General features: G+C 65.2%; 14 protein-coding genes and 2 pseudogenes. 2 read left to right on the top strand and 14 right to left on the bottom strand.

Going from position 1 to position 20,842, the window contains the following annotated elements:
• Window positions 1-114 precede the first annotated feature (114 nt).
• Entirely contained in the window at window positions 115-1,764 is a 1,650-nt protein-coding gene (locus E1N52_RS01395) for an alkaline phosphatase family protein (protein ID WP_133179490.1), read from the top strand.
• Window positions 1,765-1,844: 80 nt separating this feature from the next.
• Here the strand turns inward: E1N52_RS01395 and E1N52_RS01390 are convergent, their stop codons facing one another.
• The 13 genes and pseudogenes from E1N52_RS01390 to ku all read right to left on the bottom strand — a co-directional run bounded on the left by E1N52_RS01390 (window position 1,845) and on the right by ku (window position 16,469).
• Window positions 1,845-2,600 carry a helix-turn-helix domain-containing protein gene (locus tag E1N52_RS01390; RefSeq protein WP_425467986.1) on the bottom strand — a complete coding sequence of 252 codons (756 nt, stop codon included), beginning with the start codon at window positions 2,598-2,600 and terminating at the stop codon, window positions 1,845-1,847.
• A gap of 263 nt (window positions 2,601-2,863) precedes the next feature.
• Window positions 2,864-4,258 (bottom strand): aspartate aminotransferase family protein, encoded by a 1,395-nt coding sequence (locus E1N52_RS01385; RefSeq protein WP_133179486.1) that lies wholly within the window; start codon window positions 4,256-4,258, stop codon window positions 2,864-2,866.
• Window positions 4,259-4,278: 20 nt separating this feature from the next.
• Window positions 4,279-5,757, bottom strand: a complete 1,479-nt coding sequence (locus E1N52_RS01380; RefSeq protein WP_133179484.1) for an NAD-dependent succinate-semialdehyde dehydrogenase — start codon at window positions 5,755-5,757, stop codon at window positions 4,279-4,281.
• Between the two features lie 129 nt (window positions 5,758-5,886).
• Window positions 5,887-6,369: an Lrp/AsnC family transcriptional regulator gene (locus tag E1N52_RS01375; RefSeq protein WP_133179482.1), complete on the bottom strand. Its 483-nt coding sequence runs from the start codon at window positions 6,367-6,369 to the stop codon at window positions 5,887-5,889.
• A 7-nt stretch (window positions 6,370-6,376) separates the two neighbouring features.
• Window positions 6,377-7,405 carry a N(2)-acetyl-L-2,4-diaminobutanoate deacetylase DoeB gene (gene doeB, locus E1N52_RS01370; protein WP_133179480.1) on the bottom strand — a complete coding sequence of 343 codons (1,029 nt, stop codon included), beginning with the start codon at window positions 7,403-7,405 and terminating at the stop codon, window positions 6,377-6,379.
• 5 nt (window positions 7,406-7,410) lie between these two features.
• On the bottom strand, window positions 7,411-8,619 hold the full coding sequence (gene doeA, locus E1N52_RS01365; RefSeq protein ID WP_133179478.1) for an ectoine hydrolase DoeA: 1,209 nt from the start codon (window positions 8,617-8,619) through the stop codon (window positions 7,411-7,413).
• A gap of 9 nt (window positions 8,620-8,628) precedes the next feature.
• Window positions 8,629-9,654, bottom strand: coding sequence for a cyclodeaminase (locus E1N52_RS01360; protein WP_133179476.1), 1,026 nt, complete (start codon window positions 9,652-9,654; stop codon window positions 8,629-8,631).
• Window position 9,655: 1 nt separating this feature from the next.
• Window positions 9,656-10,636: a hydroxyectoine utilization dehydratase EutB gene (gene eutB, locus E1N52_RS01355; protein ID WP_133179474.1), complete on the bottom strand. Its 981-nt coding sequence runs from the start codon at window positions 10,634-10,636 to the stop codon at window positions 9,656-9,658.
• Window positions 10,637-10,745: 109 nt separating this feature from the next.
• Window positions 10,746-12,158 (bottom strand): MocR-like ectoine utilization transcription factor EhuR, encoded by a 1,413-nt coding sequence (ehuR, locus tag E1N52_RS01350; protein WP_205965549.1) that lies wholly within the window; start codon window positions 12,156-12,158, stop codon window positions 10,746-10,748.
• A 90-nt stretch (window positions 12,159-12,248) separates the two neighbouring features.
• Window positions 12,249-13,778 carry a methyl-accepting chemotaxis protein gene (locus E1N52_RS01345; RefSeq protein ID WP_133179472.1) on the bottom strand — a complete coding sequence of 510 codons (1,530 nt, stop codon included), beginning with the start codon at window positions 13,776-13,778 and terminating at the stop codon, window positions 12,249-12,251.
• Window positions 13,779-14,040: 262 nt separating this feature from the next.
• Window positions 14,041-15,012: pseudogene (gene ligD, locus E1N52_RS45505) on the bottom strand (non-homologous end-joining DNA ligase); the annotation flags it as partial.
• Between the two features lie 105 nt (window positions 15,013-15,117).
• Window positions 15,118-15,558 (bottom strand): annotated as a pseudogene (locus E1N52_RS45500) (DNA polymerase ligase N-terminal domain-containing protein); the annotation flags it as partial.
• A 41-nt stretch (window positions 15,559-15,599) separates the two neighbouring features.
• A complete protein-coding gene (gene ku / locus E1N52_RS01335; RefSeq protein ID WP_133179468.1) occupies window positions 15,600-16,469 on the bottom strand; it encodes a non-homologous end joining protein Ku in 870 nt (289 codons plus the stop codon).
• A gap of 245 nt (window positions 16,470-16,714) precedes the next feature.
• Between ku and E1N52_RS01330 the strand changes: the two genes are divergently transcribed.
• Window positions 16,715-19,651: a PAS domain-containing hybrid sensor histidine kinase/response regulator gene (locus E1N52_RS01330; protein ID WP_133179466.1), complete on the top strand. Its 2,937-nt coding sequence runs from the start codon at window positions 16,715-16,717 to the stop codon at window positions 19,649-19,651.
• A gap of 18 nt (window positions 19,652-19,669) precedes the next feature.
• Here E1N52_RS01330 and E1N52_RS01325 read toward each other — a convergent pair whose 3' ends face one another.
• Window positions 19,670-20,818 (bottom strand): branched-chain amino acid ABC transporter substrate-binding protein, encoded by a 1,149-nt coding sequence (locus tag E1N52_RS01325; RefSeq protein ID WP_133179464.1) that lies wholly within the window; start codon window positions 20,816-20,818, stop codon window positions 19,670-19,672.
• Between the last annotated feature and the right edge of the window lie 24 nt (window positions 20,819-20,842).

Below are 20,842 nucleotides of genomic sequence, written 5' to 3'. Positions count from 1 at the left end.
GGCGAGATGAAAGGATCACGTCACGAGAGATTCGCCTTCCAGCCCCACATTGCTCGGGCTGTGCGCAGGTCCCTCGCAGTTCCCCACAATGCATTACAAAAAACGAGGTGAATGATGGAGAATACGACCCGGTGGTCGCGGTTAGGCGCAGTCGTTGGCGCGGGTGCAATGGCACTTGCGGGTGTGCACACAACGGCTTACGCAGGCGACATGAAGGATGTGAAGCACGTCCTGCTCATCAGTTTCGACGGCCTGCACGAACAGGACGTGGCCCGTTGCATCGGCAGCAATGCCTGCCCCAACCTCGCGCTGCTCGCGAAGTCGGGCGTGACCTACACGAACGCCCATACGCCGCATCTGTCCGACTCGTTCCCGGGCCTCACGGCACTGGTGACGGGCGGCTCGCCGAAGAGCGCGGGCCTCTTTTATGACGTGTCATATGACCGTACGCTCTACGCACCGCTCGATTCCAAGTGCAAGGGCCCGCAAGGCTGGAACGTCGTGTTCGACGAAACGACCGGCATCGACGGCGAGAACGGCGGCGCGCTGATCCACCTCGACGGCGGCGGCGCGTTCAATCCGCAAGCCATTCCCTACGCGAAGATCAATGGCGTTTGCACGCCGGTGTACCCGCACAATTACATCAAGACGAACACCGTCTTCGAAGTCATCAAGCAGAACATTCACGGCGCGCGCACGGCGTGGGCGGACAAGCATGCATGGGGCTACGACTGGGTCAACGGTCCTTCGGGCAAGGGCGTGGACGATCTGGCGCGCACCGAGATCAACTCGATCGACCCGAAGACCGGCACGTATTATCTGGACACCTACACGCATACCGAAGTCTTCGACAACATCCACGTGCAGGCGCTGATCAACGAAATCGACGGCCTCGATTCGACGGGCAAGATGAGCGCGTCGGTGCCCACGATGTTCGGCACGAACTTCCAGACGCTTAGCGTCGCGCAGAAGTCGCCGGTGGCGCAACAAGGCGGCTATCTCGACGCCGACTTCACGCCGGGCCCGCAAGTCGCGGCCGCCATCACGTACCTGGACAACTCGCTCGGCCGCGTGGTGCAGGAACTGAAGCAGCGCAACCTCTACTCGTCGACGCTCATCATCGTGACGGCCAAGCACGGCCAGTCGCCGACCGATCACTCGAAGCTGGTGAAGAACGGCGACACGCTCACGAAGCTGCTCGAGGCCAACAACTATCTGGACTCGACCGGCAACTTCGGCCAGAACAACACGAAGACGGGCAACCTGAACGACGGCTCGGGCCTTCCGGGCACCGGCATGGTGCAGACCGACGACGTGGGCCTGATCTGGCTGCGTGATCAGAGCCAGAAGGACGCCGTGGTGAAGACGCTGCAGGCGAACCTGAGCTGTAACGCGCCGGGCATTTGCGCGGACGGCCCGCAGGCGTACATCCTCACGGGCGATCGCCTCGCAGACTGGTTCGGCAATCCGTCGAACGGCCGCACGCCGGACATCATCGTCCAGCCGAACCCGGGCGTGATCTATACGTCGAGCACGGCGAAGGATGAAGAGCACGGCGGCAACGCGCCCGACGACAGCCACCTGGGTCTCGTCGTGTCGTTCCCCGGCATTCATCACGCCGGCCGCACGGACGACCACTACGTCTTCACGACCCAGGTTGCGCCGACGATCCTGAGCGCGCTCGACCTGGATCCGCATCTGCTGCATGCGGTTCAGCTCGAAGGCACGCATCGCCTGCCGGGGCTGGGTCTCGACGAGAAGTAAGGAGAGCCGGGACGTAGCGCAAGGAGCGGCTGGCTGCGGCAGTCATCGGAGGTGCGATGGCTGCCGCGCCAGCGGCCCGTTCAAACCGTCTGCAGCCCCTCGATATCGCAGATGCGGATCAGCTTGCCCTGCGCGTCGATCAGACCGCGCTTCTGGAAGCGCGACAAAATCCGGCTCACAGTTTCGAGCGTGATGCCCAGGTAACTGCCCATATCTTCACGCGACATGCGCAGACGGAACTCCGCCTGCGAATAGCCGCGCTGCCAGTTGCGCGACGAGACGTCGAGCAGGAAGGCGGCCACGCGTTCCTCGGCGGTGAGCGAGCCCAGCACCATCATCTGCGAAGCTTCCTGATTGAACTGGTCGCCCATGAGCCGGTGCAGCCGGTCCTGCATCGTGCCGCTTTCGCGGCACAAGCCCTTGAGCGCGGCGTAGGGAAGCGTGCAAATCGAACTGTCTTCGAGTGCAACCGCGCTGAACGCGTGCACATCGGTGGCAATGCCGTCGAGCCCCAGCGCGTCGCCCGCGAGACGCAGCCCCGTGATCTGCTCGCGGCCGTCGCGGTTGACGATCAGCGTCTTGAGCGAGCCGGAGCGCACGGCGTACAGGCTGTCGAAGCGGTCGCCCGAGCGATAGAGCGCCTCGCCGCGGCGCACCTTGCGCGCCCCGCAGATCAGGGCTTCGAGCCTCGGCAGGTCTTCGTCCGGCAAGCCTTGCGGCATGCAAAGGTGGCGCATGGCGCACCCCGAGCAGCGCGCGCTGGGCGGCGTTCCAGCGAGAGGAGCACGGCTGCTTTGGCGCACGACAGTAGCGGATCCTGCGACGGGTGAGAGCATCGGACGACTCCTTCTTTAACATTTTTTAAGATTTCGACGCATTGTCACACCATGCGCGTGCGTCAATGTGGTGGCAAAATGCCGCGCACTAGAACCGCGCGCCTTTGAGCCTTATCAGGCAACGGTTTCACGGGCTATTGAGCCAGCGCAAGCGACCTAAAAGCAACACCTGCGCGACCCCAGCGGGAACAAAAAAAGCCGCCGTACTGACGTCCGGCGGCTCGTGGCATTGCACCTTTAACGGTTGACGCGTGCCTTGCGGCTTACCCCGCCGCGACAAGATTGCGCTCGGCCACCTCGTCCACGGCCTGCTTGACGATCCCGACGATCTCGTCGGCTTCGGCGCGCGTCATGACGAGCGGCGGCGCGAAGCCCAGGATGTCGCCATGCGGCATGGCGCGCGCGATCACGCCGCGCTCGAGCGCCGCCGCCGAAACCTTCGGCCCGATCTTCAGCGCCGGGTCGTACGGCTTGCGCGCTTCCTTGTCGGCCATGAATTCCAGCGCCGCCAGCATGCCCACGCTGCGCACCTCGCCCACGAGCGGATGCGCGCCGAACGCCTCGCGCAGCTTCGCGCCGAAGTACGAGCCGACCTGCCCGGCGTTCTCCACGAGTTTTTCACGCTCGATGATCGCCAGATTGGCGAGCGCCGCAGCGGCACACACCGGGTGCCCCGAATAGGTCCAGCCGTGGCCCATCGGCCCGTGCTCCTGCGAGCCGCGCGCGATTACGTCCCACACCTTCTCGCCCACGATCACGCCGGAAAGCGGCGCATACGCGCTCGTGAGGCCCTTCGCGACCGTGATGAGATCCGGCTCGATGCCGAAGTGCTGCGCGCCCATCTTCGAGCCCAGACGCCCGAATCCGCACACCACCTCGTCGGAGATCAGCAGGATGTCGTGCTTGCGCAGCACCGCCTGGATGGCCGGCCAGTAGCCTTTGGGCGGCTCGATGATGCCGCCCGTGCCCATCACCGGCTCGGCGATGAATGCGGCGACCGTGTCCGCGCCTTCGCGCGCGATCAGCTTTTCGAGTTCTTCCACGCAGTACGCGACGAACTGTGCCTCGTTCATGCCCGCGGGCGCCTTGCGATACCAGTGCGGGCAGACCGTATGCTTCACGCGATCGATCGGCAGATCGAAATGCTGGTGGAAGCTCGGCAAGCCGGTGAGGCTGCCCGTAACGATGCCCGAGCCGTGATAGCCGCGATCGCGCGAGATGATCTTCTTCTTGTTCGGGCGGCCCAGCACGTTGTTGTAGTACCAGACGATCTTGACCTGCGTTTCGTTCGCATCCGAACCGGACATGCCGTAGTACACCTTCTTCATGCCAGCAGGCGCCCAGTCGATGATGCGCGACGACAGCTCGATGATCGCATCCGACGAATGACCCACGTAGGTGTGGTAGTACGCGAGCTGCTTCGCCTGCTCGTACATGGCGTCGGCGACTTCGGTGCGGCCATAGCCGATATTCACGCAGTAGAGGCCCGCGAAGGCGTCGATATACTGCTTGCCCTGATGGTCCTCGATGCGGATGCCCTTGCCGCCGCGCACGATCTTGCCCGGCAGCGCGCCGCTCTCGTGATCGTAGGCGTGCGTGGACGGGTGCATGAAGTGCGCGCGGTCCTGCTCGAAGAGTGCGTCGATGCGTTGAGTCATGTTGTCCTCCTGATTCCGGTTCAGGCCATGGCCGCGAGCGGCAGGCCGAGATTGCCAAGACAAAAATATTTGGTTTCCACGAAGGGCTCGAAGCCCTCCGCGCCACCTTCGCGGCCAAGGCCCGAGGCCTTCATGCCGCCGAATGGAATGGGTGCGCCCGTGAACTTCACGCCGTTCACGGAGACCATCGCGAAGTCGAGCCGCCGCACCAACTGGAAAATCGTGTCCATGCGCGTCGCGCACACGTAAGCCGCGAGGCCATGTTCCGTGTCGTTCGCCTTGGCGATTACTTCGTCGAGCGTATCGAACGCGCAGACTGCCGAAATGGGCGCGAAATTTTCTTCGTCGTACACGCGCATGCCGGGCGCGGCATCCGCGATTACTGTGGGCTCGTAGTACCAGCCGCCCAGCGCATGCGGCTGGCCGCCCGCCACGATGCGTGCGCCCTTCTCGCGCGCATCGTCCACGCGCGCTGCGGTGCTGTCGAACGCGGCCTGGTGCATGAGCGGCCCCACGTCCACGTCTTTTTCGAACGCGGGGCCGGTCCTGAGCGCGCGCACCGCATCCGCATAGCGCTCGACGAACGCTTCGTAAAGCGGGCGCGCCACGAAAATGCGGTTCGCCGCGCAGCAGTCCTGACCCGAGGTCTGAAACTTCGCGCCCACGGCAATCCTGACGGACTGCTCGAGATCGGCGTCTTCCGTGACGATGAACGGTGCGTTTCCGCCCAGTTCGAGTGCCACCTTCTTGATGCCCGCGCGCGCCGCCGCCTGGGTGACGAGCGAGCCCACGCGCGTCGATCCCGTGAAGCTCACGGCACGCACGCGCGTGTCGCTCACCAGCGTTTCCATCGCCATTTGGGGCTCGCCGAGCACCACGTTGTAGACGCCGGCCGGAAAACGGGCCTCCTCCGCGAGTTGCGCCAAAGCGAGCGCCGAATACGGCGTTTCGTGCGCCGGCTTCACGACGACGGTGCAGCCGGCAGCGAGCGCGGCGGCGGCCTTGCGCGTGATCATCGCCACCGGGAAATTCCATGGCGTGATGAGCGCCGCGACACCGACCGGCTCCATCACCGTGCCCAGATGTGCGCCGTCGATGTGCGTGGGAATCGTACGGCCTGCCAGGCGTTTCGCCTCGTGCGCATACCATTCGACAAAGCTCGCCGCATAGCGGATTTCGCCGCGCGATTCGGCAAGCGGCTTGCCCTGCTCCAGCGAGAGCAGCGCCGCAAGGTCCTCCTGGTGCCGCACGATCCGTTCGTGCCAGCGCAGGAGCGCCGCACTGCGCTGCGTTTGCGAGACCCAGCGCCACGATTCGAAGGCGCGCTGCGCGGCGTCGACTGCACCGGTGATCTGTGCGCGCACGAGCATGGGCACGTGACCGATCACCGACTGGTCCGCAGGGTTCTGCACGGCAACGGTGGCCGCGCTGTCGCTATGTACCCAGCGGCCGTCCACGTAGCACAGCGATTTGAACAGAATGGGGTGTCCTGGCAGCATCTCGTCTACTCCTTGTCAGGTCTGTCGATATGCAATCCATTCTGGGGCCGGCGGCGTCGCGATTTTTTTGGTTTTCGGCCCCGCACGCTTGCGGTTTCTTTTGAACCACCCCGCGCGGGCGCGAAAAATTCACGCGCTTTCCAGGGCCCACGCAGGCGCGTGATTCGGCGCGCACTTCACCACCTTCGTCACGATGTAGGTGAAGTAGCGCTCGATACCGAGGTCCTCCATCAGCAGCGCGTCGATAAAGCGCTGGTAATGGTCGATGTCGCGCGCCATCACGTGCAGCACGTAGTCCACGCCGCCGCCCGTGGCATAGCACTGCATGACTTCTTCGGCCGCGCTCACGCGTTCTTCGAAGCGCCGCATCTCGGGCGCGGTATGGCGCGACAGCGTCACTTCCACGACGATACGGCTGCCACGCATCGCGCCGACCCAGTCCACCTCGGCGTGATAGCCGCGTATTACGCCGCTTTCCTCGAGCTTGCGCACGCGCTCCCAGGCCGGCGAAATGGAGAGATTGACCTCTTCGGCAAGCTTCGATTTCGTGATGCGCCCATCGCGCTCGAGGATGCGCAGGATGGCCAGATCGTAACGGTCGAGCTTGATCACAGCGCGCTCATGCCGCCACGGGCAGGTTGCGTTCGACGACGTCGGCAACCACGGCCACGGTGTCGCCCGCCTGCACGAGGCCTGGGAAATGGCGCGCCGCGAGCAGCCCACCGCGTTGCGCCCGATATTCCAGAGGGCGCGCGCCGGTGCGATTGATATCGTGCACGCGCGCGAGCAGCTCGCCCGCCTCGACGGTATCGCCCAGATCGCGGCACATCTCCAGCATGCCGCGATGCTCGCTCGTGGTGTAGCAACTGCCGTCGGGCATATCGAGCAAGGTGGTCGTGCGCGTGCTGACGCTGCGCTCGCCGGCCTTGCGCTCGATGACGCCTGCGTGCGCAAGAAAACCGCGCACGCCGCGATCCGCAATCGCCACGCTCTGCGCGGTGGAAGTGCCGCCGCCGCCCAGTTCGGTCGAGACGAACACCTTGCCCGCTTCCTCCACGGCGCTGTCGAACAGGCCAACGCTGTCGAGTTCCAGCATGCGCATGGAGTACGGCGCGCCGAATGCACGCATCGCACGCTCGCAACGCGCCTGCTGATCGCCATCGGGCAGCACGTGAATCGCCGCGAACGGCACGAAGTCGAGCGTGCGCCCGCCAGCGTGAATATCGAGCACGTAATCGGCGCGCGCAAGCAACTCACGCTGGAAATAGTCGGCGATCTTCTCGGTCACGCTGCCATCGGGGCGCCCCGGAAAGCTGCGGTTCAAATTTCCCGCATCGATCGGCGAAGTGCGCGTGCCCGCCCGAAACGCAGGGTAGTTCATGTACGGCACGATGATCACGCGGCCATTCACGTCCGAGGCTTGCAGCGAGCCCGCCAGCTTGGCGAGCGCGATCGGCCCTTCGTATTCGTCGCCATGATTGCCGCCCGTGAGCAGCACGGTCGGCCCCTCGCCGTGCTTGACGACGGTAAGCGGAATCATGATCGCGCCCCACGCGGAGTCGTCGCGCGAATAAGGCAGCCTCAAAAAACCGTGTTGCACGCCATTGGCGTCGTAATCGACGGTCGGCGTAATCGGTGACGCACGCATCGGCCCTACTCCTTCACGAACAGTTTGCGCGGCGTAGTACAGAACGTTTCGACGCCGGTTTCGGTAATCAAAATGCTTTCAGTGATTTCGAGGCCCCAGTCATCGAGCCACAGGCCCGGCATGAAGTGAAACGTCATGCCGGGTTCGAGGACCGTGCGGTCCCCGGGGCGCAGGCTCATGGTGCGCTCGCCCCAGTCGGGCGGAAAGCTCGCGCCAATGGGGTAGCCGCAGCGGCTGTTCTTCTCGATGCCCGATTTGCGCAGCACTGCGAAGAACGCATTGGCGATGTCCTCACACACGTTGCCGGGCTTCGCGGCGGCGAGACCGGCCTCGATGCCCTCCACCACGGCCTTCTCCGCGTCGAGAAAGTGCTTTGGCGGCTTGCCGAGATAGACCGTGCGCGACTGCGGACAGTGATAGCGGTGGTAACAACCCGCGATCTCGAAGAACGTGCCCGCGTTCGCCGTGAAGGCCGAGTCGTCCCACGTGAGGTGCGGAGCGGCGGCGTCGGCGCCGGTGGGCAGGAGCGGCACGATGGCGGGGTAGTCTCCGCCGTGGCCTTCCACGCCGGTAATGCCCGCTTCATAGATCTGCGCAACCAGGTCGCACTTCTTCATGCCTGGCTCGACCACGTCGAGAATGCGCGCGTGCATCTTCTCGACGATGCGCGCCGCAACGCGCATGTATTCGATCTCGCGCGGCGACTTGACCGCGCGCTGCCAGTTCACGAGCGCGGTGGCATCCGTCCAGCGCGCCTTGGGCAAATGGCGCTGGAGCGACGCGTAGGCCGCCGCGCTGAAGTAGTAGTTGTCCATCTCCACGCCAATGCGCAGCGTGTCCCAGCCGCGCGCGGCGATGACTTCCGTGCTCAGATAGTCCATGGGGTGACGCACGGGCGACTGAACGTAATGATCGGGATAGCCGATGATATTGCCGTGCGACATGAACGCCGTGCGCTTCGCGCCGTTCGCGTCCTGGCCCCGACCGAACCAGACAGGTTCGCCGTCCATGGTCAGCAGCACGCATTGATGGACATAGAACGACCAGCCGTCGTAGCCGGTCAGCCAGTTCATGTTGGTCGGGTCCGTGACGATCAGCAGATCGATGCCTTCGTCCTGCATCGCGCGGCGCGTCTTCGCAATGCGCGCATCGTATTCGCTGCGTGCGAACACAAGACGCGGCGCCACCTCACTTTTTTCAGTTGCTGCGGGCATCTTTCCCTCTCAAGGCGTGACTGCGTTGTGAAACACCGCGCCCGCACCGGCTGCGCGGGCGCGCTGCAAGGCGAGAACGGCAATGGCGGTGTCCTGCGCCCCGGTACCGGTGAGGTCGCAGATCGTGATGTCGTTTGCGTGTACGCGGCCCTCGCGGCGGCCCGCGATCACTTCGCCCAGCTCCGCGAAGCCGCGCTCGGGCGCAACCTTGTGCGCTTCAATAGCGTGCCTGAGTTCGCCGAGCACGCGCGTTTGCTGCAAGCGGTCGCAGACATAGCGCGACGATTCGAATACCGAGGGCGCGAGTTCGTTCTTGTACTCGGCGTCGGAGCCCATGGCCGTGAGGTGCAAACCGGCGTGCAGGTCCGCCGCGTGAACGAGCGGTTCTCGGCTCGGGGTGGTCGTCACGGCCACATCGGCCTGCGCGAGCGCGTCGTGCACCGAAGCGGCAACGCGAGCGCGCACGCCGTGGCGGCGTTCGGTGTCGGCGGCGAAGACCGAAGCACGCGCCGTATCGCGGGCCCAAACGCTCACGCTCTCGATCTTGCGCACCAGCACGAGCGCATCGAGTTGCAGGCGCGCCTGCTCGCCCGCGCCGATAATCGCTGCATGGCGCGCGTCGGAGCGCGCCAGCCAGCGCGCGGCCACCGCGCCCGCCGCGGCGGTGCGCACGGCAGTCAGATAACCGTTGTCGAGCAGCACGGCTTCGGTAAGACCTGTGCGCGCAGAGAGCACGAGCATCAGTCCGTTGAGGCTCGGCAATCCGAGCGATGGATTGTCGAAAAATCCGGGGCTGATCTTGATGGCAAACTGCTCGAAGCGCGGCAGATACGCCGTCTTCACATCGACCTCGCCATGCCGCTCGGGCAGCGCGAGGTTCAGGATAGGCGGCATGACAACGGCTTCGGTTGCGAGCGCGACGAATGCGGATTCGACCTGATCGACGGCCGCATGATCGAGCGGAACCAGTTCTCGCAGTTGCTGTGCGCCCAGCAACGTGACAGGTGGCAACTCAGTTGACAGCTCGGGATGCATCTCAAACCTCCGTCACGAGACGGCGGTGCACCGTCATGTCGATGTTCGCGCCGCTCACGACGATCACGAGCGGGCCTTTGTTGCACTCGATGTGCCCGTCGAGCAACGCCGCCATGCCCACCGCGCCCGCGCCTTCCACCACGAGGCGCTCTTCGCGGTACGCATGGACCACGCCGTGCGCGATCGAAGGCTCGCCGAGCAGGATGATTTCATCGGCCAGCGCGCGAGTCAGCGCAAACGTGTGGCGATTGTCGAGGCCGATTCCGCCACCCAGCGAATCGGCCAATGTTTCGCTTTCCTCAACGTCGACGGGATGGCCTGCCTCGAGGCTCGCATGCATGGCCGCGCCGCGCGCCATCGAAACGCCGATGGCGCGCACGTCCGGCCGGATCTGCTTCGCTGCAAACGCCACGCCGCTGAAGAGTCCGCCACCCGACAGCGGCACCACGAGGGTCGCGGTGTCGGGCAGCGCTTCGAGAATTTCGAGGCCGATGGTGGCCTGCCCGGCGATCACGCGCAGGTCGTCGAAAGGCGGCACGAACGCATAGCCTTCCTCGCGCATGAGGCGCTGCGCTTCGATCTGCGCTTCGTCCTGGCTCTTGCCCGCGATCACCACGCGCGCGCCCAGCGCGGCCACGGCTTCGACCTTGTTGGGCGGCACGAGCGACGACATGCAGACGGCCGACTCCATGCCGAGCGCGTGCGCCGCATACGCGAGCGCACGGCCATGATTGCCGGTGGATGCGGTGACGACGCGCTTCACGCCCGACTCGGCGAGATGCGCCAGCGCGTTGGTCGCGCCGCGTAACTTGAAGCTGCCCGTGGGCTGCACGGTTTCGAGCTTGAAGTAGACCGGCGCGCCCAGGCGCGCCGACAAGGTGGGAGACGCCACGAGCGGGGTGTGCGCTACGCGGCCCTCGAGGCGCTGGCGCGCGCGGTAGACATCGGCAAGCGAAAGTGACGAAAGCGAAAGCGACGACATGAAATGCACGTTCCTTCCAGTGAATCTGTGCAATCCAGTCTAATGAGCCAAAACGGGCTTTCTAATGTCCTGGTACAATCCGCGCGCCCGGATCGGCAAACCCAATCGTCTAGTTGAAATCGTGCACGTGCGGATACTGCTCGAACACGCCCGCCATGGTCTGGAGCGCGTTGCGGCACGCGGTGTCCGACGCTTCCGCGCCGAGGCAGATGCGCACCGCATTGGGACGCGCTGTGCCGCCAACGAGAAATGGGTCCGGCGAGGTCACGGCAATCTGGCGATTGCGCAACTCGCGCACGAGGCGATCCGCCTGCCAGTAATCGGGCACGCGCAACCAGGCAGAAAGCGCGTTGGGATGCGCGCCGAGCACATAGTCGCCCAACGCCTCGCGCACCATCGCCTGTCGCGCCGCGAGCCGCTCGCGCTGCAGCTCCACGAGGCGCCGCGCGGTACCATCCATGATCCAGCGCGTGGCAATTTCCGCAATCGGCGAGGTCGCCATCCAGCAGCTCACGCGCAGCACGCTTTCCACGCGCAGCGCAAGGCGGCGCGGCATGGCGAGATAGCCTGTGCGCAGGCCGGTCAGCACCGATTTGGTCATGCTCGTGCAATAGAACGCCAACTCGGGAATCAGGCTCGCGATAGGCGTGTTGGCTTTCGCGGGCAGCGCGCCATACACATCGTCCTCGATCACGTACACGCCATAGCGCTCCGCAATGCGCGCAATCGCGCGGCGGCGCGAATCGGGCAAAACGGCCATGGTCGGATTGTTGAAGGTCGGCGTGCACACGAGCGCGCTCACGCGCTCGCTGTCGCACATCTCCTCGAAATGCTCGGGACGTATGCCGTATTCGTCGATTTCGAGCCCCTTGAGCGTGAAGCCCAGCACGTTTGCCGAGCCGATCACGCCGTGGTCCGTGAGGCTTTCGCAGAGCACGGTGTCACCGGGACCGACCGTGGAGGCGAGCGCAAGGAAAATGCCGTGCGCCGCGCCATTGGTGATGAGGAGCGATTCGGGTTTCACAGGCATGTTGAGCGAGGCGAGCCATGCCGCGCCCGCCTGGCGATGATGCTCGAAGCCCGCGATAGGGCGAAACGAGCGAATCCACGGTTGATCGTCGAGCGTCGCGAGCGTGGCGCACACGTCGCGCCACGCGGCGTCGTGCTGCGGCGTGTGGACAATGCGCGCAATGGAAAAGTCGACGATCTCGCGCTCGGCCGTGTCGAGAATATAGTTCGACATCGACTCGGTCACGCGCGCGGCGACGAAGCTGCCGCGCCCCACCTCGCATCGAATCAGGCCCTGCCTTTCGAGTTCCTTGTAGGCATTGGTGACCGTCTGCACGCTCACGCCCAGTTCCGCGGCCACCTCGCGCTGCGGCGCGAGGCGCACGCCGGAAACGAGCGCGCCGCGCTCGATGTCCTGTGCAATCGCCTTGACCAGCCGTTTGTATTTGGACTCCGCGCCGTGCGCGGCCCCGACCGCGTCACGCCACTCGCCCGAAATCGTCGCCCACGCCATCTCGATCCGCTCCTCGGTAAGCGTTCATGGTCGCTCAGAAACGGGGCGGAAAATAATTGTCTCAGGACAATTGCGGGTAAAAAAGGACAATCAGGTCCGGAAAATCGACACCGCCTGCGATAGCCGGTGCGCCTGCCCCGAGAGCGAATCGGCGGCGGCAGCGGCCTCTTCCACGAGCGCCGCGTTCTGCTGCGTCACCTCATCCATCTGTGTGACGGCGCGGCTGATCTGCTCGATGCCAAGACGCTGCTCGGACGACGCCTCGGAAATGCCCGTAATGATGTCCGTGACGTTTTCGACCGAGCGCACGATGCTTTCCATGGTGGCGCCAGCCGCGCGCACGCGCTCCGACCCCTCGCGCACCTGCCCGACCGATGCGTCGATCAGCACCTTGATTTCGCGCGCCGCGCTCGCGCTGCGCTGCGCAAGCGAACGCACTTCGGAGGCGACGACCGCGAATCCGCGTCCTTCCTCGCCCGCACGCGCGGCCTCGACGGCGGCGTTGAGCGCGAGAATGTTGGTCTGAAACGCAATGCCTTCGATTACGCCCGTGATCTCGACCATCTTTTCCGACGAGTTCTGAATGGCCGACATCGTATCCACCACGGCCGCCACCGCCGCGCCGCCATCGGCCGCCGCCGTGCTGGCCGTGGAAACGAGCTGGCGAGCCTGGTTGGCGTTGGCCTCGTTGTTCTGCACCGTCGATGTGAGCTGCTCCATGCTGGCCGCGGTTTGCTGCAGCGAGGCAGCCTGCTCTTCGGTGCGCGACGAGAGGTCCGTATTGCCCGCGGCGATCTCGCCCGCGCCCGCCGTCACGGACTCCGCGCCCGAGCGGATCTCGCTGATCATGGTGACGAGGCTCGTTTGCATGCGCGCAATCGACGCCAGCAAGCTGCGGTTGTCGCCGGGCCGCAACTCGACGTTGCCGGTCAGGTCACCCGTCGCGATACGGTGCGTGACCGCCACCGCATAATGCGGTTCGCCCCCGAGCGTGCCCACGAGATTGCGAATGATCTGCCACGACAGCACGCCGATACCCGCCACCGCCGCGATGATGAGTGCAAGCAGCACGCGGCCGGTGCGCCAGAACGTGGCGTCGATATCGTCGAGAAAGAAGCCCGTGCCGATCCACCAGCCCCACGGCGCGAACTCCACGATGCCGTTCATCTTCGCCGTCAACTGCCCCGTGGTGGGGTGCTTCGCCATCGTCATCATCACGGGGATGTGCTCGCGCGCGAGCATTTCGCGGTAGAGATCGGTGTCGGGCCGCCCGTCGGGCGCCTTGCCTACATTGACCTTGCCGATCGACGCCAGATTGCGGTGAACCAGTGTCGTGCCATCGGGCAGGCGCGCCCAGAAGTAGCTCCGATCGGAATAGTTGAGCTGGTTGAGCGCCTGCTGCGTGGCCGCCTGCGCCTGTTCGCGCGTCATTTTCCCGGCAGCTTCCTGGTCGTGATAGAAGGTCGCGAGATGCTCAGCCATCTGCAGCAGATTCGTGATCTTGCCGCGCGTTTCGTCGAGCATTTCCCGCTTGAGGCTGACGAGCCCATAGCCGCCAATGGCGATCAACCCGATCAGCGCCGTGATGACCAGAAGAAGGAGTCGTGTGGAAATTCGCATGAAACGTTCGTACGCCTTATCAGTTTTATGTGCGGCGCGCGTCGCCTCTGGCGGCCAGCCCTGTCCCCGGGGCTTGACTGAAGGTACCTTGACGCGCTGCCGACCTTGTTCGTTGGCGCACTGCGGGCGCCAGCGTTGTTTCTCCTTCCCGATAACGGCGCATTGCGCGCCGTCTTGAGGGAGGAGGCACAATTTTTGTGTGACAAGCTTGCGTTGTCAAGCCTTGTTGCCTGACAAATTTAGCCAATCTGACGATACGCTTTCACTTTCCGCCGAGTTGTTTCCACATCGCAGCCGTAATGCGTTGGCGTGCCTTTTCGTAGCCGCTCCACGGATCGGTGCGCAGCGCTTCGAGCCGCTCGCGTACGTTCGCGACATTCCACTGGTCGCCGCTTGTGAGCGTGTGCAGTTCGTCCCAGTCCACGGGCACCGACACGCCGAGACCGGGCCGCGCCCGCGGCGCGTAAGCCGCGGCCGTGCTCGCGCCGCGGTTGTTGCGCAGATAATCCACGAAAATCCGGCCCTTGCGGTTTTGCGCCCCCATCTTCGCGCTGAAGCGCTCGGGCAGCGTCGCCGCCATGTGGCTCGCCACCGCGCGCGCGAAGTCCTTCGCCTCCTCCCAGCCGGCATGGCGCGTGAGCGGCACGACCAGGTGCAGGCCCCGTCCGCCGCTCGTCTTGCACCATGCCCGCAGGCCCAGCGCGTCGAGCAGTTCGCGCGTGAGCTGCGCGGCCTCGAGCATGCGCTCCCATGGAAGCGAGGGATCGGGGTCCAGGTCGAAGACGATGCGGTCGGGCTTTTCGATGCTCGCCGCGAGCGCATTCCAGGTGTGCAGTTCGATGGTGTCCATCTGCGCCGCGCCGACCAACGCTTCGGTGGATTCGAGCGTGAGCAGCGGCGCATGGCCTGGATCGAGACCGGCGTGCTGCGTGGCATGGGGAATCTGCAACGCTTTGGCGTGTTTCTGGAAAAACAGCTCGCCTCCCACGCCCTTGGGCGCACGCGCAAGCGCCACGGGGCGCCCTTGCACATGCGGCAGCAGCCATGCGGAAATCGCTTCGAAGTACTCAACGAGATCGATCTTGCGCAGTCCGCTTTGTGCGTCGATCACACGCTCGGGATGCGTGATGCGCACGCCTGCGACCTCGGCTTCGTTGCTCGCCCGGGCGCGCTTTTTCGATGCTTTCGACACTTTCGACACTTTCGATGCGTTCGACGCGTTCGACGCGGCACGTTCGTCCGAGACTACGTGGAATTCGTCCTCGGGCACGGCCTCGTCGTCGCGCTGCTTGATGAGCAGCCAGCTCTCCTGTTTGCCGTCATGCATGGGGCTGCGCACGAGCGTCCAGCCGCCGTGCAGTCGCTCGCCCTCGAGCGTGAATTTGAGCTTGCCTTGCGCATACCCTTCGCGCGCGCCGCGCAAGCCGCCCTCGGGACGCCACACGCCGTGGTCCCAGATCGCCACCGTGCCCGCGCCATAGCTGCCTTCGGGAATGCGCCCCTCGAATGAGCCATATTCGAGCCGATGATCCTCCACGTGCACGGCGAGCCGCTTCACCGTTGGGTCGAGGCTCGGGCCCTTGGGAATGGCCCACGACTTGAGCGTGCCGTCGAGTTCGAGGCGAAAGTCGTAGTGCAGCCGCCGCGCGTCGTGACGCTGGATCACGAATGAACCTTCACCTTCTCGTGGTCTCGCACTGCGTCGCGCAGTGCGACCACGCGGCTCCGGAGTTTCATCGAAGCGGCGCTTCTGTTCGTAGACTTCGAGCTTGTGCTTCATCGTTCACCCTTGTTGCGCTCTCAGAGCCGCATTTGCGTTCATCATGCCGCGCGCCGTCCGCGCTTCGGCGCCGTTTTCGCCGTTTTCCTGGGCGACGCACTTGCGCCGCGCTCGCTGCGCTCGCCGAGGCTGCGCTTGAGTAACTCGGAGAGGTCGACGATATCCGCGCCGCGCCGCTCGGGCGCGGGCGCTTCGACGTGCGTGAGTTCGTGCGCCTTGCCTTCGCGCGCCTTGCGCTCGGCCAGTTCGAGAATGGCATCGCGGTAGGTGTCGCGATACGACTCTGGGACCCAGTCCGCGCTCATGTCGTCGATGAGCTTGCGCGCCATTTGCAGCTCATGTGTGCTCACGCCCGCCGCTCTTGCACTCTTGGGCAGGCTCCGCACCGCATCGAACTCGCGCACCTCGGTGGCCCACCGAAGCGTTTGCAGCGCAAGCGCAGGACCCGCCGCCACGAGCGCCGCGAGATGCTGCCGGCTGTGCAGCACGACGCTCGCAATGCCGATCTTGCCGCTCGCCGCGAGCGCATCGCGCAACAGCGCGTAAGTCTTGCCCGCGCGCTTGTCGGGGGCGAGCCAGTACGGCGTGTCGAGGTAAAGAAATGAAACCTGCGGCGCCTCCACGAACGCGAGCAAGTCGACCGTCTGTGTCGATTCGGGGCTCGCGGCCTTGATCTCCTCGTCGGAAATCACGACGTAGGCGCCCTTTTCATACTCGTAGCCGCGCACGATGTCGTCGCGCTGGACCGGTTTGCCCGTGCGCTTGTTGATCTGCTGGTAGCCGATCGGGTCCAGCGTGCGCCGGTCGAGCAGGTTGAAGCCGGTACGTTCGCTCTGCGTAGCCGGGAACAATTCGACCGGCACATACACGAGCCCGAAGGTGATGGCACCTTTCCATATCGCGCGTGGCATGATCGCATCCTCCTCACCTTCCATACCGTGCGGCCTTCAAGCAAACGCAATGCCCGCCGCGCTTTGCGGCCGGCTCAGGCGTGCGCGGCGTTCAAAGGGACGCAACAAAACGCGCTGGCATCTCCCGGTTTTCATCTACGGGAATACGCGATGCTCACCGACAAACACAATGGGCTCCGCCTGCGTTCGCACCTTGCACCGAAGATGCGAACGCAGGCGCAGCGGACGACTAAAGCGGAGGCAGCATGCAAGACAACGGCGCACCTGCGCTCACGGTCGAGGAAACGCTGATCACCGAGGCTCTGGTGAACCGCCCCAACCGGCTGCCCGACTACCAGGGCGAGAGCCGTGCGCTTGCTGCACTCACGCAGGAAATGGCGTGTCATCCTTCAGGTGTACTGCATATGCTCGCGCGGCTCGCCCTCGCGCTTTGCCGCGCCGAGTCGGCGGGCGTGAGCGTGCCCGAGCGCGACGGCGCCACGGCCCAGTTCCGCTGGGGCGCGGTGGCCGGCGAACTGGCCGGCGAAGTGGACCGGACGCTTCCCGGCGACGACTGCCCCAGCGGCGTGACCGAGGGGCGCAATAGCATGCTCCTGTTCGACCGCCCAGCACGCTGCTTTGCTTCGTACCGCACGATCGATCCGCCCATCCGCGAAGCGCTGCACGTGCCCTGGCGCGTCAACGGCACGGTGGTCGGCACGGTCTGGGCCGTGACGCACGGCCAGGAAAGACATTTCGACGCCGAGGACGCGCGTCTGCTGCAAAGCCTCGCCTCCTGCGCGAGCGCCGCGCACCAGTTGACGAGCGCACTGAGCGACGCCCAGGACGCAGGCCGCAATCTCGCACAGCAGGTGGCCGAACGCTCGCGCACGCTACAGAACATCAATACGAAGCTCCACGACGAAGCCGAGCAGCGCAAGCAGGTCGAAGACGCGCTGCGCGAGAGCGAGGCGCGCCTGCAGGCCGCCATCTCCATCGAAACCGTCGGAGTGCTGTTCTTCGACCTCGACGGCTCCATGGCCGACGCCAACAGCGCATTCGAGCAGATGAGCGGCTATAGCCGCGAAGATTTGCGCGCCGCGGCACACTGGGACCGGCTCGTGCCGCTCGAATTCCTCGGCGTCACGACGCGCGCGGTCACAGACCTCGCCACCACCGGACGCACCCAGCCCTACGAGCGGCAGTTGATCCGCAAGGACGGCACGCGCTGGTGGGGCCTTTTCGCGCCGACCCGGCTATCGGGCTCGGGCATGACCTCGAAGTGCGCCGAATTCGCGCTGGACATTACGGAACGCAAGCGCGTGGAAACCGAATGCGTGGAAAGCGAGGAGCGCTTTCGCGCTTTGGTGGAAGGATTTGCGCAGGCCGTATGGGAAGCCGATGCCCAGGGTCAGGCCGAATCGGTCTCGCCGGGCTGGTCGGAATATACGGGCCAGCCCGGCGCAGAATGGCTCGGCGAAGGCTGGGCGAACGCCGTTCATCCCGACGACCGCGGCTACGCGCTGAGTCAATGGAAAGACGCGATTGCGGCGCAGCGCGTGGTCAACGCGGAATTCCGCCTGCACGTCGCAACAGGCGGCTGGCGCTGGACCAACGTGCGCGCCGCGCCGATCTGGAATCAGGACGGAACAGTGCGCAAGTGGGTGGGCATGAATATCGACGTGGACGACCGCCGCAGCGCCCAGGAAGCGCTGCGCGAGAGCGAGGCGCGCTTTCGCGCGCTAGCCGACGCGTCGCCCGCGCTGATCTGGCAAATCGACACGCAAGGCAACACGGTCTATTTGAACCAGCGTTATCTCGCGGCGATCGGCCTCACGCCCGGACAACTGCTCGAAACCGGCTGGCACACTATCGTGCATCCGCGCGACCTGCCCGGCTTTCTTTCGCGCGTCCAAACGGCGCAGCAGGACCATTGCGCATTCCAGAGCCGGCTGCGCGTGAGAGTCAAGGACGCAAGCTGGCACTGGTTCGAAACCTGCTGTGCCCCGTGGTTTTCCGCGAACGGTGAGTTTCGCGGCCACGTGTGTGTCTCGATCGACGTGACCGAAGCCGTGACCGCCGAAGACGCGCTCAAGGAAGCCGACCGGCGCAAGGACGAATTCCTCGCGACGCTCGCCCACGAGCTGCGCAATCCGCTCGCGCCCATCGCCAATGCGCTGCACCTCATCCGGCGCAGCGCGTTTCCCGCGGACTCCGCGCCGATACTCGACATGCTCGATCGCCAGGTGCATCACATGGTGCGGCTGATCGACGATCTCATGGAAGTGTCGCGCATCACACGCGGCAAGATCGGCCTCGTGAAGGCGCCCGTTGCGCTCGCGGAAATCATCGAGAGCGCCGTTGAAACGAGCCGCCCCGCCATCGATCAGGCGCACCATGAACTGAGCATCACGCTGCCCGACGCCCCGCTCGTTCTCGACGCCGACCGCGTGCGGCTCACGCAGGTCTTCGCAAACATGCTCAACAACGCGGCGCGCTACACCGAAACGGGCGGCCAGATCCGGCTCGACGCCACGCGCGAAGGCGAGTGGGTCGTCGTCGCACTGAGCGATTCTGGCATCGGCATGTCGGCGGAGCAGATTGATCAGGTATTCGAAATGTTCACGCAGGTCAGCCGCCCTGCCGACCGCAATCAGGGCGGTCTGGGCATCGGCCTCACCATGGTGCGCCATCTCGTGCGCATGCATGACGGCACGGTCGAGGCGGCGAGCGCCGGCCCCGGCAAAGGCAGCACCTTCACGGTGCGCCTGCCGCTCTCTCAGCAAACGCCCGCCGAAGCGCGCGAGACCCCGGCGACCGTGGCGCGCGCCGCGAAGCCGCTCGCGGGCAAGCGCATTCTCGTGGTCGACGACAACCGCGATGCCGCCGATTCGCTCGCCATGGTGCTCTCGAGCGAGGGCGCGCAAGTGCGCGTGGTCTACGACGGCGCCTCCGCGCTCGGCGCGCTCGGGCAGTCGGTGCCACACGCGGTCGTGCTCGACATCGGCATGCCCGGCATGGACGGCTACGAAATCGCGCGGCAGATTCGTCAAAACCCGCGCTACGTCGGCCTGCAGATCATCGCGCTGACGGGTTGGGGCCAGCACGCCGACCGGCTGCGCTCGCGCATGAGCGGCATCGACTCGCATCTCACGAAGCCCGTCGATTTCCACACGCTGTTCGAGCTGCTGGACGCGCGCTGAAACGCCCCTACGCGCGCTTCACACGCCATTGCCCCCGAGCGTCTTGAGGCTCTTCCACTGCCCCTGCTGCACCTCGAAGAGCGTATAAGGCGGCTTGATGAGGTCGCCGTGCGGATCGAACGCGATATTGCCCGTCACGCCTACCACGGTCACCTTCGGGAAGCTCGCGACGATCTTCGCGCGGTCGAGCGAATCGGCGTCGCGAATCGCCTTCAGCATGGCGAGCGCGGCATCGTAGGCGAATGGCGCATACAGTTCGACATCCTGATTGAAGCGCGCCTTGTAGCGCTTTGCGAACGCCTGCGCGGAAGGCAGCTTGTCGAGCGCCGGCCCCGGTTCGAGGTCCTGCGTACCCTCGCCCGCCGGGCCCGCGATCTGCAGGAAGGCATTGCTTTTCAATGCGCCCGCGCCGAAGAGCCGCGCCGGCATACCGAGCGTGCGCATCTGCTTGGCGAGCATCGCGCCCTGTTCGTCGAGGCCGCCAAAGAAAATCACGTCGACGTTCTTCTGCTTGAGCGTCGTGAGAATGGCACGGAAATCCACGGCCTTGTCGTTGGTGAACTCGCGGTCGACGATATTGCCGTTGACTTCCTTCGCGCCTTTTTCGAAGGCGTCGGCGAGCCCCTGGCCAAAGGCCGTGCGGTCGTCGATGATGCCGATGCGTTTCGCCTTCAACTGCTCCACTGCGAACTTGCCGGCGATGACGCCTCCTATGCCGTCGTTGCCCATGGTGCGAAACACGTTCGCGTAGCCCTGCTGGGTCAGCGCCGGGTTGGTCGAGCCCGGCGTGATCATCGCCACGTTTGCGTTGTGATAGACCGCCGAAGCGGGAATGCTGCAGCCCGAGTTGTAGTGGCCGATCACGCCGACCACGCCGTCGTCCACGAGCTTTTGCGCCACCTGCACGGCAACATGCGGATCGGCCTGGTCGTCCTGCACGTCGAGCACGTACTTCACCGGCTTGCCCGCGATCACAGGATGTTTGGCGTTCTCCTCGTCGATCGCGAGCTGCGCGCCGTACTGCAAGTCCTTGCCGACACGTGCCACCGGGCCGGTGAGCGGACCCGCGAAGCCGATCTTCACAACCTCGGGCTCGGCCGCCTGCGCGGGGCCGTGCAAGCCCATCAGCCCGAGGGCCATCGTTAGTACGAGAGTGCGGCGATTCATGATGCTCATCCTCGCTGGGAGACT

This window comes from Paraburkholderia guartelaensis (assembly GCF_004353905.1).
Lineage (GTDB): Bacteria > Pseudomonadota > Gammaproteobacteria > Burkholderiales > Burkholderiaceae > Paraburkholderia > Paraburkholderia guartelaensis.
This window is presented reverse-complemented; position numbering and strand designations above follow the sequence as displayed.

Excerpts from the sequence above, each read along its gene's own strand:
- doeA (WP_133179478.1), bottom strand. The coding sequence starts at position 8,619 with ATGCCCGCAGCAACTGAAAAAAGTGAGGTGGCGCCGCGTCTTGTGTTC.
- E1N52_RS01330 (WP_133179466.1), top strand. The coding sequence starts at position 16,715 with ATGCAAGACAACGGCGCACCTGCGCTCACGGTCGAGGAAACGCTGATC.
- doeB (WP_133179480.1), bottom strand. The coding sequence starts at position 7,405 with ATGCGTGCGTCACCGATTACGCCGACCGTCGATTACGACGCCAATGGC.
- E1N52_RS01390 (WP_425467986.1), bottom strand. The coding sequence starts at position 2,600 with ATGCTCTCACCCGTCGCAGGATCCGCTACTGTCGTGCGCCAAAGCAGC.
- E1N52_RS01345 (WP_133179472.1), bottom strand. The coding sequence starts at position 13,778 with ATGCGAATTTCCACACGACTCCTTCTTCTGGTCATCACGGCGCTGATC.
- E1N52_RS01325 (WP_133179464.1), bottom strand. The coding sequence starts at position 20,818 with ATGAATCGCCGCACTCTCGTACTAACGATGGCCCTCGGGCTGATGGGC.
- E1N52_RS01360 (WP_133179476.1), bottom strand. The coding sequence starts at position 9,654 with ATGCATCCCGAGCTGTCAACTGAGTTGCCACCTGTCACGTTGCTGGGC.
- eutB (WP_133179474.1), bottom strand. The coding sequence starts at position 10,636 with ATGTCGTCGCTTTCGCTTTCGTCACTTTCGCTTGCCGATGTCTACCGC.
- E1N52_RS01395 (WP_133179490.1), top strand. The coding sequence starts at position 115 with ATGGAGAATACGACCCGGTGGTCGCGGTTAGGCGCAGTCGTTGGCGCG.
- ku (WP_133179468.1), bottom strand. The coding sequence starts at position 16,469 with ATGCCACGCGCGATATGGAAAGGTGCCATCACCTTCGGGCTCGTGTAT.
- E1N52_RS01385 (WP_133179486.1), bottom strand. The coding sequence starts at position 4,258 with ATGACTCAACGCATCGACGCACTCTTCGAGCAGGACCGCGCGCACTTC.
- ehuR (WP_205965549.1), bottom strand. The coding sequence starts at position 12,158 with ATGGCGTGGGCGACGATTTCGGGCGAGTGGCGTGACGCGGTCGGGGCC.
- E1N52_RS01380 (WP_133179484.1), bottom strand. The coding sequence starts at position 5,757 with ATGCTGCCAGGACACCCCATTCTGTTCAAATCGCTGTGCTACGTGGAC.